A 14,682-nucleotide genomic window follows, 5' to 3' on the forward strand; every position below is an offset into this window, starting at 1 on the left:
AACAGATTAATTTCATCTAATTGGCCTACGTCACTAAGTTAGAAAATTACTCGCCTTTTGCAGCAGCGATTTGAGCAGCAACTTCAGCAGCGAAGTCTTCTTCTTTACGCTCGATACCTTCACCAACTTCTAAACGGATGAAGTTAGAAACAGTTGCGCCTTTCTCTTTAAGAATTTCGCCAACTGATTTTTTAGGTTCCATGATGAAAGCTTGACCAGTAAGAGAGATCTCACCAGTGAATTTCTTCATACGACCGATAACCATTTTCTCAGCGATTTCAGCAGGCTTGCCTTCGTTCATCGCGATATCGATTTGAACTGCTTTTTCTTTTTCTACAACGTCAGCTGGTACGTCTTCTGGGTTTACGAACTCAGGCTTAGACGCAGCTACGTGCATAGCAACTTGCTTAAGTGTTTCTTCGTCAGCTTCACCAACTACAACAACACCGATACGGTCGCCGTGGCGGTAAGAAGAAAGTTTGTCACCGTCGATGTACTCAACGCGACGAACATTGATGTTTTCACCGATTTTAGCAACTAGAGCAACACGAGTTTCTTCGAACTGTGCTTTAAGTGCGTCGATGTCTGCTTTAGATTCTGCAGCAGCGTCAAGAACTTGGTTAGCGAAACCAAGGAAGTTAGCGTCTTTAGCAACGAAGTCAGTTTGACAGTTAACTTCAAGAAGTGCAGCGAAACCGTTACCTTCTTTGATTAAGATTGTACCTTCAGCAGCGATGTTACCTGCTTTTTTAGCAGCCTTTGCAGCACCGCTCTTACGCATGTTTTCGATCGCTAACTCGATGTCACCGTTAGTTTCAGTTAACGCTTTTTTACAATCCATCATGCCAGCGCCAGTACGCTCGCGTAATTCTTTAACTAGGGCAGCAGTTACAGCCATTAGAATATCCTCAATTGAATTCTGTTATAGGGAAGCGGTATAGGCCGCTTAACAAGAATAACAAGTCTTCACCTTAATTAGATGAAGACTTGATGACAGCTAATTACTCAGCTTCTACGAAGTCGTCTTTCTCAGCTTGAGCAACGATGTTGTTCTCACGACCTTCAGTGATCGCAGCTGATACAGCGCCTGTGTAAAGTTGGATAGCACGGATCGCATCGTCGTTACCAGGAACGATGTAATCAACACCGTCTGGGTTAGAGTTAGTATCAACGATAGCAACAACTGGAATACCTAGGTTGTTAGCTTCACGGATAGCGATGTGCTCGTGGTCTGCATCGATAACGAAAAGCGCGTCAGGAAGACCGCCCATGTCTTTGATACCACCAAGGCTCTTTTCAAGCTTTTCCATTTCACGAGTAAGCATTAACGCTTCTTTCTTAGTTAACTTCTCGAAAGTGCCGTCTTGGCTTTGCGCTTCAAGATCTTTAAGACGCTTGATTGATTGACGAACTGTTTTCCAGTTAGTCAACATACCACCTAACCAACGGTGGTTCACGTAGAACTGCTCGCTTTGGATCGCTGCTTCTTTAACTGCTTCGCTTGCTGCGCGCTTAGTACCAACGAAAAGTACTTTACCTTTGTTAGAAGCTGCGTTCGATAAGAACTTAAGTGCTTCGTTGAACATTGGTACAGTTTGCTCTAGGTTGATGATATGAACACGGTTACGAGCGCCGAAGATGAAAGGCTTCATCTTAGGATTCCAGTAACGTGCTTGGTGACCAAAGTGAACACCAGCTTGAAGCATATCGCGCATTGAAACGTTTGCCATTTGTATAATCCTCTATAATTTAGGGTTAGGCCTCCACATATCCCATAGCACCAACACCGCAGTTAATTTGTAACTTAAGTGCACCCAAGTGTATGTGACGATACGTGTGTGTGTTAAAATAAAATTGTGTTTGCCTTAAATACAAAAAATCAGTTAAGAATTTATTTGTAAAAAGACGGCGCGCTTTATACCATATTAAAATTGAAAACTCAACGTCTAGTGCAAAATTTGTGCACTAAAAACTGACCTGAAAAACAACTTTGGAGCCTCAATGAGTGCTGTGATCAAGACCCCTGAAGAAATCGAAAAAATGCGTGTTGCCGGGCGCTTAGCCGCCGAGGTACTAGAAATGATAGAACCGCATGTGGTGCCAGGTGTAACCACAGATGAACTAAATACAATTTGTCATGATTATATTGTCAATGTTCAAGATGCTATTCCAGCACCGCTTAATTATCACGGTTTCCCAAAATCAATTTGCACCTCAGTGAACCATGTAATTTGTCACGGTATTCCAAATGACAAACCGCTTAAAGAAGGCGATAGCGTGAATATCGACGTGACTGTGATCAAAGATGGCTATCACGGTGATACATCTAAGATGTTCCACGTTGGTACACCTAATATTCAAGGTAAACGCCTTGCTGAAATTACCCAAGAAAGCCTATACCTTGCAATTAAAATGGTAAAACCAGGCGTACGCTTAGGTGATATCGGTGCTGCAATTCAAAAATACGCTGAAGGCTTTAACTACTCAATCGTTCGCGAATACTGTGGTCACGGCATTGGCGCTGAATTCCACGAAGAGCCGCAAGTGATGCACTATGGCAAAGCAGGTACTGGCGAAGTATTAAAAGCAGGCATGTGTTTAACAATCGAGCCTATGGTTAATGCCGGTAAACGCCAATGTAAGCTACTAAAAGATAACTGGACTGTAGTAACAAAAGACCGTTCATTGTCTGCACAGTGGGAACATACACTGTTAGTGACTGAAAATGGTGTTGAAATTTTAACGCTCCGATCAGATGATACTATCGACAGGATCATCGAACACTAGGAGCCAGCCCCTGTGGCATTACCCAATAAAGTAAAAAAGTTGCTCAGCCAAGCTGAGCAACTTAGCGATTATCGCGACTGTTCTAGTTATTTTTATAAATGGCTACAGAACGAATTCTCAAAACAACCCGTTAGCAACTTAATTAATGCCCGTGCTGAGTTTATCGACCGCTTATTAATTAAACTGTTTCACGATTACAACCTTGCTCACGAAAGTGACCTAGCCCTGATTGCTGTGGGAGGTTATGGTCGAGGCGAACTGCACCCCTACTCCGATATCGACTTTATGCTGCTAGTTAGCGAGCAACCAAGTGAAGCTGTGTGTGAAAAAATTGGTCAGTTCGTTACCATGCTATGGGACCTTAATTTAGAGATTGGTCATAGTGTTCGTACGATAGAACAAGCATTAGAACAAAAACGCGAAGATGTGACATTTGCCACCAGCTTACTCGAAAGCCGATTAATCTTCGGTAATCATATCGAATTCGAAAAACTAAAAAAACACCTGCTTGATACGCCTATTTGGCGCTCAGACGAATTCTTTTTGGCAAAAGTTCAAGAGCAAAGTTTACGCCATAAAAAATGCCATGGTACGGCTTATAACCTTGAACCCAATATCAAAGAAAACCCAGGTGGCCTGCGCGACCTACAGACCATTATTTGGGTTGCTAAAAAGCACTTTAGAGCCGAAACATTACAAGAACTTATAAATCACGGCTATCTTACTCACGAAGAATACCAAGAGCTGTCTGAATGTTTAGAAAACCTTTGGAACATTCGTTTTGCGCTGCACATCGCTGCGGGTCGCTCTGAAAACCGTTTGTTGTTCGATCATCAACCTCATGCCGCAGAAATTCTCGGCTTTGGTAGTGATGGTAAAGCCTCGGTCGAGCGCATGATGAAACGCTTATTTAGGATCATGAGCCGCGTACGTGAGCTTAACCAAATGCTGCTTTCATACTTTGAGCAAAGCATTTTACCGGGTGCAGGTGAGTTACCTGTGATTGAACTTGACCGTAACTTTGAGCGCATTGGCCATCAAATTCGTGTTAAAAATCCATCGGTATTCTTCCGCCGTGATCAGCTATTTGTGTTGTTCGAACACATTGCTGATAACCCAGAGATCACCCATATTTACCCAAGTACCATACGCACAATGCGTCAAGTTCGCCGTCGTTTACTAGGTGATTTACAAGATTACGCCGCTTGTCGTGAGGCATTTTTACGCCTAATAAAGCATCCTAACGGTATGGGTCGTGCATTTACCCTAATGCATAAACACGGCATTATTGCCGCCTACTTACCGCAGTGGCGTAATATCTTCGGGCAAATGCAATTTGATTTATTTCATGCCTACACAGTGGATGAGCACACCCATAAACTAATCAACAATATTTATAAGTATTTTGATAAATCAAAAGTCAGCGAATTTCCGTTATGCAGTGAAATTGTCACTCGTATGGATAAGCCTGAGTTACTTTATTTAGCTGGTATTTTCCATGATATTGCGAAAGGTCGTGGTGGCGACCACTCAGAACTGGGCTCGGTTGATGCAATCGCATTTGCTAAGCTACACCGCTTCCCAGCATCAGATGGCAAGCTAATTTCGTGGTTAGTGGCTAATCACTTACTTATGTCGGTTACAGCGCAACGTAAAGACATAAATGACCCAGATGTGATCAAAGACTTTGCGAGTAAAGTAAAAAATGAGCGCCAGCTTGATTACTTATATTGCTTAACTTTAGCTGATATTCGCGCAACCAATGATAATTTGTGGAACGATTGGAAAAACACCCTACTTCGTGAGCTTTATTTACACACCCAGCGCGCGCTTCGTTTAGGGCTTGAAAACCCGATGGACCAACGTGACCAGATACGTGATAAAAAGCAGCAAGCCAAACAGCGCTTATTGAATCATGGCTGTAACGAAGATCAAATCGACTTAATCTGGAGCCGCTTTAAAGCTAACTACTTTACAGCCTTTAGTGAACAGCAAATTTCATGGCATACAGAGCACTTATTGAGCTGTGATGATTTAAGCCAACCAAGCGTTGCAGTTTCAAACACTGCAATGCATGGCGGTACGCAAGTCTTTGCCTACAGCCCTTACTCAGGCGGTTTATTCTCTCGTTTAGTCAGTGTAATTGGTTCGAAAAAAGCGCAAATTCAACATGCACAAGTTTTGACTACGAAAGACGGCTACGTGCTATTTAGCTTTGTTATTTTAGAGGTCAATGGTGACCCTATTGCGAGTAATCGAGCACAAGGCATTAAACGTGCATTAGATCTTGCTATTAGCGACCCGAAAAAGAAAATTCGCTTTAAGAAGAATCGCTCACAGCGCTTCAAAGACTTTAATATCAAACCAAAAATTGTGCTTAGACCACATGCTCGTAAAGATCGCAGTTTAATTGAAATTCAAGCGGTGGATATTCCGGGTCTGTTGACGAAAATAGCTGAAGTTTTTCAAGCACACTTATTACATATTCATGCCGCACGGATCACCACTGTTGGTGAGCGTGCAGAAGATTTCTTCGTGGTATCAAATAACGAATACCAAGCATTAACAGACGAAGAACAAGCTAAAATTCATCAAGCATTGCGTAAAAAACTCAACGCAGAAACCGAATAAGAGGATCTTATGTCAGATTTAAAAACCATGATCGAAAACGCCTGGGACAACCGCGATAGCATCAGCCCGAGTACGGTATCAAGTGAAGTAAAACAAGCTATTATCGATGCGCTTGAATTACTTGATAGCGGCGCTGCTCGTGTTGCTGAAAAAATCAGCGGTGAGTGGGTTGTACACCAATGGTTGAAAAAAGCAGTGCTACTGTCTTTCCGTATTCGTGACAACCAGCCAATGAACGATGGTGTTAATCAGTTTTACGACAAAGTACCACTTAAATTTAGCGACTATACACCAGAACAATTTCAACAAGGCGGTATGCGTGTTGTGCCTAATGCTGTTGCACGTAAAGGCAGTTTTGTAGGTAAAAACGTGGTGCTTATGCCGTCTTATGTCAATATTGGTGCCTACGTTGATGAAGGCACCATGGTTGATACATGGGCAACGGTTGGCTCATGTGCTCAAATTGGTAAAAATGTTCACTTATCGGGCGGTGTAGGTATTGGTGGCGTACTTGAGCCACTTCAAGCAAACCCAACTATCATCGAAGACAACTGCTTTATTGGCGCGCGTTCTGAGATTGTTGAAGGCGTTGTAGTTGAAGAAGGCGCGGTTATCTCAATGGGTGTTTACATCAGCCAAAGCACACGTATCTATGACCGTGAAACTGGCGAAATCCATTACGGCCGAGTACCAGCCGGTGCGGTTGTTGTTCCAGGTTCTTTGCCATCAAAAGATGGTTCACACAGCCTATACGCTGCCATCATAGTGAAAAAAGTTGATCAACAAACTCGTGAAAAAGTAGGTATTAATGCCCTACTTCGCTCGATTGATGAATAACAAGACTGAGCTTTAAGTTTTAGAGATAAGAAGCGCGATACTAACTAGTTTCGCGCTTTTTTATTATCTGTAATGCAGTGATTTTTAGCTAGTTTATTGAGATACGCTCAAAAATATGTTTTAGTATAAAAAACAAACAAAATAATAGTGGAAATGTTTAAATCTTTTCGGAGTTTTACCCACACAGAGTTATTTTATTACACAGGATTATTCTATCTTGTGGCAATCTTGCTGTTTGTATCACGTAGCTACCTATACGAGTTGTTTGTAACAGATACAAATTCACATCGCGTTGAGGTCAAAAAACTTGAAGTTGCTTTAACATCACACGTTCACAAAGAATATGTTTTTGATGCATTACAAACAACCCTAGATAGCCTTGCAACCCCAGATCGAGTTGCTGTTAAAATCCAGTGTTATACAACTTTCTGCGATGTTAGTTTCACTAATCCCTTTATCACCATTAATGACCACAATAACTACAGTGCAGAAGTAAAACGTGTGTTTGAGCAAAACGTTACCAACCTGCTTCGAGAAGATACTGCCGACTAGTTTCAGGCTTTTTAGTTAAAGCTTAGGGCTTAAAACTTAAAGCTCCCCTTGTTAAATTGTTACATCTTATTTCAAATACACATTTTATCGCGTAATTAAGGCCATTCAGCGTTACTTCTGACATACATTTCCTTTACCTCACTGGCACTTTTTTTACATCGCACTACAATGCACACAAACTGATTTTGGAACACACACAATGAATCTGACACGTAGTTCGCTGAAAAACCCTGCGAGTGTTATTGTCATCTTGGTGTTGATTATGTTGTTTGGCATGTTGAGCATTTTTAAGCTGCCAATTCAGCTCACACCAGATATTGAGCAGCCGCAGATCACTATTTTTTCTGGCTGGCGCCAAGCTGCGCCTGAAGAGATTGAATCGGTGATCATTGAGCCGCTCGAGAACGCAGTAAAAAACACCCCGGGTGCGCTAGAGGTTAATACTTACATTAACCGTGGTAATGGCTCTATCACGTTGACTTTTGCTGTTGGGCAAAACATGCAGCAGGCAATGCTTGATGTGTTAACTAGCCTTAACCAAGCGCCGCCCCTGCCATTAGATGCATTTGATCCTGTGGTATTTGCTGGCGGTAATAATGGTGAAGCCGCAGCAACGTTACTGGTCACCCCGAAAGACTTTAATAGCGACAGCCTTGATTTAGACATGGCGCAGTTCCAAAAACAAATCGATGAATTTGTTGAGCCCCGTTTGGCACGTATATCTGGAGTTGCCCGTGTTGATTTAGCCAGTGAACGACCAAAAGAATTACGTATTACCTTTGACCCTCACAAAGCCGCCGCACTGGGCGTCAGCCTTGACCAAATCAGTAATGTATTAGCCAGCTCACGCGATACTTCCGGTGGCCTAGCTAATGTTGGCCGTCGTCAATATACAGTACGCTTTACGGGGCAATATGATTTATCGAGCATGGCACAAATGCGCGTTGGCTATTCAGGCGACAGACCCATTTACCTTGGCGATATAGCAAGTGTAGAACGCACTTTTTCTGACCGTTTAGGAATGAGTGGCCGAAACGGTAAACCTGCGTATTACATTCGTATTTCGCGCGCTAACGAAGCCAATACCGTTGCCCTACTTGACGACATTAACCTTGCCATTAAAGAGCTCAACGAAGGGCCGCTGGCCGAAAATGGCTTATCGATTGAATTAAGTTTTGATGCCTCTGTGCATATTCGTAATGCCTTGTCGTTGGTTAAAAGTAACTTAGGCCTAGGTGTTTTGCTGTCGTGTTTAATCTTGTGGCTGTTCTTTAGAGGCTTAAAAGCCACGTTTGTGATTGCAGCGACAATTCCTGTCTCTTTGTTAGTTGCGTTTTTAACGTTGAATATTTTTGATCGCAGCTTAAATGTTATTTCACTGGCGGGCCTTGCCTTTGCTGTAGGCTTAGTACTTGATGCCGCCATCATAGTGCAAGAAAACATCGCAAGACTCAGAAGCGAAGGCTTTGATAGTAAAAAAGCCGCGCTAAAAGGCGCTGCTCAAGTAACAGGCGCTTTATTTGCTTCAACCACCACCAGCGTTGCTATTTTCTTGCCTATTTTATTTATGGCAGGTATTGAAGGGCAGTTATTCTCTGACTTAGCGCTCACTTTATCCATTGCTGTAATTGCCTCTATGATTTGCGCAATTACACTTATTCCGTTGGCTAACCACTTTTGGCCAGACAAAGAGCTCAAAGCAGATCCTTATCGTGAATATTGGCACAAGCTAACTAACTTCATCATGGCGCTTACCAATACCCGCGTGAAACAAATAGTATGGATTGTTTCGTTATTAGGTGGCTCACTCGTCGCGACCATGACCATGCTCCCGAAAACTGATTTTATGCCGCGTGCACCAACCGATGGCTTTTTCTTTAACTTGAATACCCCGCCTGGCGGCAATGTGCAGTTTATGGAAGAAGAGCTACTGATGCGTATCAAAAAGCGCTTAATGCCTTATTACACAGGCGAAAAAGAGCCGGGTATTAAAGACTTTAACTTTTATGCGTTTGGTTCTAATGCTGGCGGCTTTATTTATTCTGCCGATCCACAACGCGTTGAAGAATTAATGAAAGTAGCCCGAGAAGAAATTTTCATTGATTTACCCGACACCCAAGTATTCTTCTTTAGAGGGTCGATGATCCAAGTGGCCAATGGCGGTGATGGTCGTAATATCAATATAGATTTAACAGGCCCGAATATGGACGAGCTAATCGCTGGTGCTAATGTGGCGCTACAAGCTGTCACCGAAGCTATGCCGAACGCCACAGCCAGGCCACAACCACGACTCGATATGGCAGAGCCAGAACTTAGACTCACACCCAATGACCGTCGTATAACCCAAGCTGGGCTAACTCGTCGTGATGTATCTCAAGCAGTGCAAGCCTACACAGGTGGGTTATTTGTTAATGAATACTTTGATGGCAACGAACGCATGAATGTAATTTTGCGCGGTATTCCGTGGCAAACACCTGAGGAGCTTAAAGCACTTCCTATTGTGACCCCGCGTTCAGGTATTCAAACCTTAGGCGAGCTTGCCAATATTGAACGCACCGTGGGACCAACCCAACTTAGACGTGTTAATGGCCGCCGTACCGTGAGTATTGTTGTCACACCACCAGCAGATATGAGTTTGCAGCAAGCACAAACCATTCTTTCTGAGCAAGTTATGCCAAAAGTACGTGCAAGTTTGCCCGACAGCTCCGGCGCGATTTTGGCAGGTAATGCACAAAAGATGAATTCAGCCATGCAAGAGATGACAATCAACTTTATCTTGGCTCTGTTTATTTTATTCTTGCTAATGACCGCATTGTTTAAGTCAGCCAAAGATAGCGCGTTAGTTTTACTGGTCATGCCATTGGCAATTGCAGGCGGTGTACTGGCTCTATTTGTGCTTAACTTATTTACCTTCCAATCGCTCGACTTACTGACCATGATTGGCTTTATTATCTTGCTCGGTCTGGTGGTAAATAATGCCATTTTGTTGGTTGACCAAACCCGTGTCGCGATGGCTGCAGGACTCAGCCGAGAAGACGCTGTTCGCCAAGCTGTGCTACTGCGCGCACGACCCGTTTACTTAAGTACCTTAACCAGCTTATTTGGCATGCTGCCACTGATGCTAATGCCGGGGGTAGGATCAGAAATTTACCGTGGCCTTGCCACTGTGATTGTCGGTGGCATGGCCATTAGTGCCCTATTCACCTTGATATTAATGCCAAGTTTATTGCAACTTGGCAGACAACTGCCGCCCGTTAATAACAAACAGCAACCAGAAAAAACGCCTTTAAGCTTGGTATCGAATCAATGAGTATTAAAACAATGAACACACCTTTTCGTAAATTAACCGCTCGCTTTTGTGCGCTAATAAGCCTTATCGCATTTAATGCCTTTGCAGTCGTGCCGGTTACTGTAGAAACTGTCACACAAGCTCCACTGACAAGCGAAATTGAAGTCAGTGGCACTTTGTATGGCAAAGATGATGTAACCCTAACAGCAGGCGTTAGCGGCCGTTTATTATATGTTGTTGAGCCAGGTACTCTGGTTAAAAGTGGCGACACCCTCGTACGTATGGATACCTTACCGCTTGAGCTTGAAAAAGCACGTCAGCAAGAAATGCTCAATCGCGCCAAAATAAACTTACGCTTATATCAACAAGAGCTAGCTCGTTTACAAAAACTCGCCAAAGCCAGCAGTGCAGCAGCAAGCCAAGTTGATGATATGCAAAATAAGCATGACCTTGCGTTATCTGATATCGCACTGGCTAAGGTTGAATTAAAAGTGATAGACGATCAGCTTTCCCGTGCAACCGTTCGCGCCCCATTTGATGGCGTGATCAGCGAGCGTTTTAAACGCGCTGGCCGCGAAATAAATCGTGCTGATGAACTGGTCACCCTTCTCGATATTAATAACTTAGAAGTGCGTTTGTACGTGCCTGTTAAATACTTAAAGTTTTTACACAAAGGCATAGAGTTACCAATTCAAGCCGGCGACTTATCAGCCCCTGATATGACAACAGCTACCGTAACAGCGGTGATCCCATCAACCGATCCGCGTTCACAAACTGTAGAAGTACGCGCCCTACTACCAAGAGACGCCGAGCAAACATGGGCGATTGGCCAACTGGTTGATGTAGCCGTGCCACTAAAAAGCAAAGGGGATGTACTACTGGTGAATCGCGATGCGCTTATCTTACGCAAAAAAGGCACCCATATCGTCAAAATCGACAACGACAACAAAGCCCTGCAAGTTCCCGTAAAAGTAGGTAATGGTAAAGATAAACTTGTTGAAGTCACCCCGACTTCTAACATCGCTTTAAATGCGGGCGATAAAGTTGCAGTGCGCGGCGCCGAGCAACTACAAACCGGGCAAGAAGTCGAAGTTCAGGTAAAGCAATAGCAAGTAAGCCATGTAAGAAATAGACTGCCAGCTTTAGAGGATATTTTCAGAGCTGGCAGTTTCGACAATATAAATCCCAATACTGTTTTCTTTGAAAAAAAATACAGCTCATAACGCCAAACACCTTCCCGCTTTATTGCAAACAGCCATACCCTTTTAATGAAATTTCTTGAGTATTCGCGCCGCTTTGGTTTTTATGTTGAATGATCAAACGTGAATCTTGGCTAGTAAAAGTAAAGGTTCCAAGCCAAGGTAGCTGGGCAATTGGTTGCATATGGTAAAAACCATTGGCATCAAAGCATATAAATGAAAACTCATGATGTACCGGGGCAAATACGCCATAATCAGCGGTAAATACAGCAATGTTATCTTGCAGCATAAAGTGTTTCGCTTGCGTGCCCGCTACTAAATACCAAAAGCATATTGCAGTCATTATCACAACTTGTAAGCCGCCGAGTAAAAATACTGAAAATTTAAGCATACGGGTCGATTTACTGGCTTCCATATAAAGGCGCTTTGCTTTGAGTAATAACCAAAGCCCGATGGCAACCATAGTGAGCTTTACAATCATCAGCGCTACGCCTATTTGATACATCAGCTTAGGGCTATGCCATTGCATGCCAAATGTTTGCGGGATAAACAAGCTATCAATTAAGGGCAGTAAAATGAGTAGGAATGGCAGAATAAGCGCTTTGTTTTTCATTATTTACTTTTCTAGTGTTCTCGCAAAGATAAGAGCCTAATGTTAATTCTTGGGCTCTAAAAAAGCAAAAAGGCGCAACCTGAGGTTACGCCTTTTATCGTTCTGGGCAGAACTTAAAATTTACAGTGCAGCGAATACATCGTCTGTTTTAGCTGCACAGATAAAATCATTTTTGTGTAACCCTTTGATAGAGTGGCTCCACCAAGTAACGGTTACTTTACCCCACTCGGTTAACAGACCTGGGTGGTGGCCTTCTTCTTCAGCCATATCGCCCACTTTATTAGTGAACTCAAGTGCTTGCTTGAAGTTTTTAAACTTGTAAACACGCTCTAATTGCATAATGCCGTCGCGCACTTCTGGAACCCAGTCTGGGATCATTTTGATCAATTCTGCTAATTCAGCATCAGATACTTTAGGCGCATCCGCACGACACGCTTCACACTTTTGTGTGCTTAATGAAGACATTATAAATCCTTAACTTGCTAATTTTTCTTTAGGAGGAAACTTTGGCTCATGTAGCCCTAATTCTTTTGCTTTACTCACCAGCGACATGATATCCATTTGTGAAATATCAAATAAGTCATTGATTGAGTTAATGGTGTAGTACACAGGCTGCATAATATCAATACGATAAGGTGTACGTAATACATCAAGCACGTTCATCGCATTGATTTCTGGCTTATCTGAGTACACATATTGTGTTTCGCCTGGGCTTGATAAAATACCACCACCATAAATTCGCAGACCTTGTTCGGTTTGCATTAAACCAAACTCAACAGTAAACCAGTAAAGGCGTGCTAAATAAACACGATCTTTCTTTTCAGCGGCATAACCTAACTGACCATATTTGTGTGTAAATTCAGCAAATGCTGGGTTGGTAAGCATAGCACAGTGACCAAAAATCTCGTGGAAGATATCTGGCTCTTGTAAGTAGTCAAACTCTTCACGGCTGCGAATAAAAGTCGCTACTGGGAACTGCTTGTTTGCTAATAATCGAAAGAACTCATCAAAATCGATCAGTGCCGGAACAGGCGCAACTTGCCAACCCGTTGTTTCGAGTAGCACTTCGTTGAGTTCACTAAGTTGTGGAATACGATCTGTTGGTAAATTAATTTTCTTAAGACCTGCTAAATATTCATCACAGGCTTTACCTTCTATGCAAGCGAGTTGGCGAGCAACTAGCTCTGACCATATTTTATTTTCTTCTTCGCTCCAATGGATAACCCCATTTTCATCAGGTTGCTTGGAGGTGTAATTACTTGCTTTAGCCATAATAACCTTCTTCGTTAAATCTTGATCAGCATTGATCAGAATCTCATTAACTTGTTAAGTCGATACTATGTAAAAGTAAGCGAAATTTTAATAGTTAAGGCTGTTTCCGAGGTTTGCAGAAACAGCCTTAACGTAAACATTAAATTACAGCAAAGGATCCAAAAGTTTACACACCCCATATTTAAAGGGATTAAAGAAGGTATTGTCGTAAACTTATAATTACAACCTATCCGATGAATGTAAATGCAGTTTTAAGATCGTTAATAATATCGTTAACATCTTCTAGACCAACAGATAATCGAATTAGGCCATCACTAATCCCAGCAGCCGCTCTTTCTTCAGGTGTATAAGGCGAATGTGTCATCGATGCCGGGTGTTGAATAAGGGTTTCAGCATCCCCTAAACTAACCGCAAGCGTGCAAAGCTGGGTGTTATTTATAAATGTTTCGCCATCTTCGAGGCTGCCCTTAATTTCAAAGGCTATAACACCACCAGCAGCTTTCATCTGTGAGCCAATAAATTTGTGACCCGGGTGTGATTTAAGCCCCGGGTAATAAACTTGGCTTACTAGCGGGTGTTGCTCTAAATATTCAGCCACAACTTGAGCACTCGCGCAGTGGCGCTCCATGCGCACAGCTAGGGTTTTTAAACCACGATTAATTAACCATGCATCATGCGGGCTAATCGTTGCACCAATATCTTTTAGCACCGTCATTTTTATCAAATTGATATGCTCTTCTGTACCGCAAACTAGCCCTGCCACCACATCACCGTGGCCATTTAGGTATTTAGTTGCGCTATGTACCACAATATCAATGCCAAACGAGGTCGGTTGCTGTAGCAATGGAGTTAGGAATGTATTGTCGATAACGCTTATCAGTTGATGCTGCTTGGCAACATCGGCAATTAAACTTAGATCAAGCACCGCCATGGTCGGATTAATTGGTGTTTCTGCAAAAATCATTTTTGAGTTTGCTTTTACCGCCCCGCGAAGTTCAGCTTCGTTGGTCATATCAACAAAAGTGACTTCAATACCAAAGCGCGGCAGCATGTGAGCAAAAAATGCAAAGGTACAGCCGTATAACGCGCTTGATGCCACTAAGTGGTCACCTTGTTGTAAAAAGCTAAGTATAGACGCAGACACTGCTCCCATACCTGTAGCCGTTGCAGCAGCCGCTTCACAGTTTTCTAACTGAGCCACTTTCTGTTCTAGCTCTTGGGTTGTCGGATTACCTAAACGGGTATAAATAAAGCCCTGCTCTTCACCAGCAAATCGGGCTGCACCTTGGGCGGCATTAGCAAAAGAGAAGGTAGAGGTTTGGTAAAGTGGCGCACTCAGTGCGCCATGTGGGTCATTTGGTTTTTCTGGACCATGAATACATTGTGTATGTAAGTGATGCTTAGTCATTGTGTGTTCTCGTTTTTATTATCAGTACTTCATACTCATAAATAAAACGTAGATACCCAAGATGCACAAGCATGCCGGATGCTCAGATGGCTAA

12 protein-coding genes are annotated in these 14,682 nt (G+C 42.9%); 6 read left to right on the plus strand and 6 right to left on the minus strand.

Annotated elements, in window-relative coordinates:
- Positions 1-46: 46 nt before the first annotated feature.
- Both tsf and rpsB read right to left on the minus strand, forming a co-directional pair.
- A complete protein-coding gene (tsf, locus tag HCZ11_RS10335) occupies positions 47-898 on the minus strand; it encodes a translation elongation factor Ts (RefSeq protein ID WP_130051014.1) in 852 nt (283 codons plus the stop codon).
- 103 nt (positions 899-1,001) lie between these two features.
- Positions 1,002-1,730 carry a 30S ribosomal protein S2 gene (rpsB, locus tag HCZ11_RS10340; RefSeq protein WP_054562046.1) on the minus strand — a complete coding sequence of 243 codons (729 nt, stop codon included), beginning with the start codon at positions 1,728-1,730 and terminating at the stop codon, positions 1,002-1,004.
- A gap of 247 nt (positions 1,731-1,977) precedes the next feature.
- Between rpsB and map the strand changes: the two genes are divergently transcribed.
- The 6 genes from map to HCZ11_RS10370 all read left to right on the plus strand — a co-directional run bounded on the left by map (position 1,978) and on the right by HCZ11_RS10370 (position 11,205).
- Positions 1,978-2,787: a type I methionyl aminopeptidase gene (gene map / locus HCZ11_RS10345; protein WP_256854704.1), complete on the plus strand. Its 810-nt coding sequence runs from the start codon at positions 1,978-1,980 to the stop codon at positions 2,785-2,787.
- Positions 2,788-2,799: 12 nt separating this feature from the next.
- A complete protein-coding gene (gene glnD, locus HCZ11_RS10350; RefSeq protein WP_130051012.1) occupies positions 2,800-5,418 on the plus strand; it encodes a [protein-PII] uridylyltransferase in 2,619 nt (872 codons plus the stop codon).
- Positions 5,419-5,427: 9 nt separating this feature from the next.
- Complete coding sequence (gene dapD / locus HCZ11_RS10355) at positions 5,428-6,255, plus strand: 2,3,4,5-tetrahydropyridine-2,6-dicarboxylate N-succinyltransferase (protein ID WP_167658377.1); 828 nt, start codon at positions 5,428-5,430, stop codon at positions 6,253-6,255.
- 153 nt (positions 6,256-6,408) lie between these two features.
- Entirely contained in the window at positions 6,409-6,807 is a 399-nt protein-coding gene (locus tag HCZ11_RS10360; RefSeq protein ID WP_167658378.1) for a hypothetical protein, read from the plus strand.
- A 199-nt stretch (positions 6,808-7,006) separates the two neighbouring features.
- A complete protein-coding gene (locus HCZ11_RS10365; RefSeq protein WP_167658379.1) occupies positions 7,007-10,117 on the plus strand; it encodes an efflux RND transporter permease subunit in 3,111 nt (1,036 codons plus the stop codon).
- A gap of 11 nt (positions 10,118-10,128) precedes the next feature.
- Positions 10,129-11,205, plus strand: coding sequence for an efflux RND transporter periplasmic adaptor subunit (locus HCZ11_RS10370; protein ID WP_130052260.1), 1,077 nt, complete (start codon positions 10,129-10,131; stop codon positions 11,203-11,205).
- A gap of 133 nt (positions 11,206-11,338) precedes the next feature.
- On the opposite strand, the gene HCZ11_RS10375 is transcribed toward HCZ11_RS10370, so the two are convergent.
- From HCZ11_RS10375 to megL, 4 genes are all read right to left on the minus strand, one after another.
- On the minus strand, positions 11,339-11,908 hold the full coding sequence (locus HCZ11_RS10375) for a hypothetical protein (protein WP_167658380.1): 570 nt from the start codon (positions 11,906-11,908) through the stop codon (positions 11,339-11,341).
- Between the two features lie 120 nt (positions 11,909-12,028).
- The gene (locus HCZ11_RS10380; RefSeq protein ID WP_036969771.1) at positions 12,029-12,373 is read right to left on the minus strand and encodes a 4a-hydroxytetrahydrobiopterin dehydratase; all 345 of its coding nucleotides are present in this window, start codon (positions 12,371-12,373) and stop codon (positions 12,029-12,031) included.
- Between the two features lie 9 nt (positions 12,374-12,382).
- Positions 12,383-13,180, minus strand: a complete 798-nt coding sequence (gene phhA / locus HCZ11_RS10385) for a phenylalanine 4-monooxygenase (RefSeq protein ID WP_054553132.1) — start codon at positions 13,178-13,180, stop codon at positions 12,383-12,385.
- Between the two features lie 226 nt (positions 13,181-13,406).
- Positions 13,407-14,588, minus strand: a complete 1,182-nt coding sequence (gene megL / locus HCZ11_RS10390; RefSeq protein ID WP_167658381.1) for a methionine gamma-lyase — start codon at positions 14,586-14,588, stop codon at positions 13,407-13,409.
- Positions 14,589-14,682: the final 94 nt, after the last annotated feature.

Source organism: Pseudoalteromonas sp. HF66, assembly GCF_011806445.1.
Taxonomy (GTDB): domain Bacteria; phylum Pseudomonadota; class Gammaproteobacteria; order Enterobacterales; family Alteromonadaceae; genus Pseudoalteromonas; species Pseudoalteromonas apostichopi.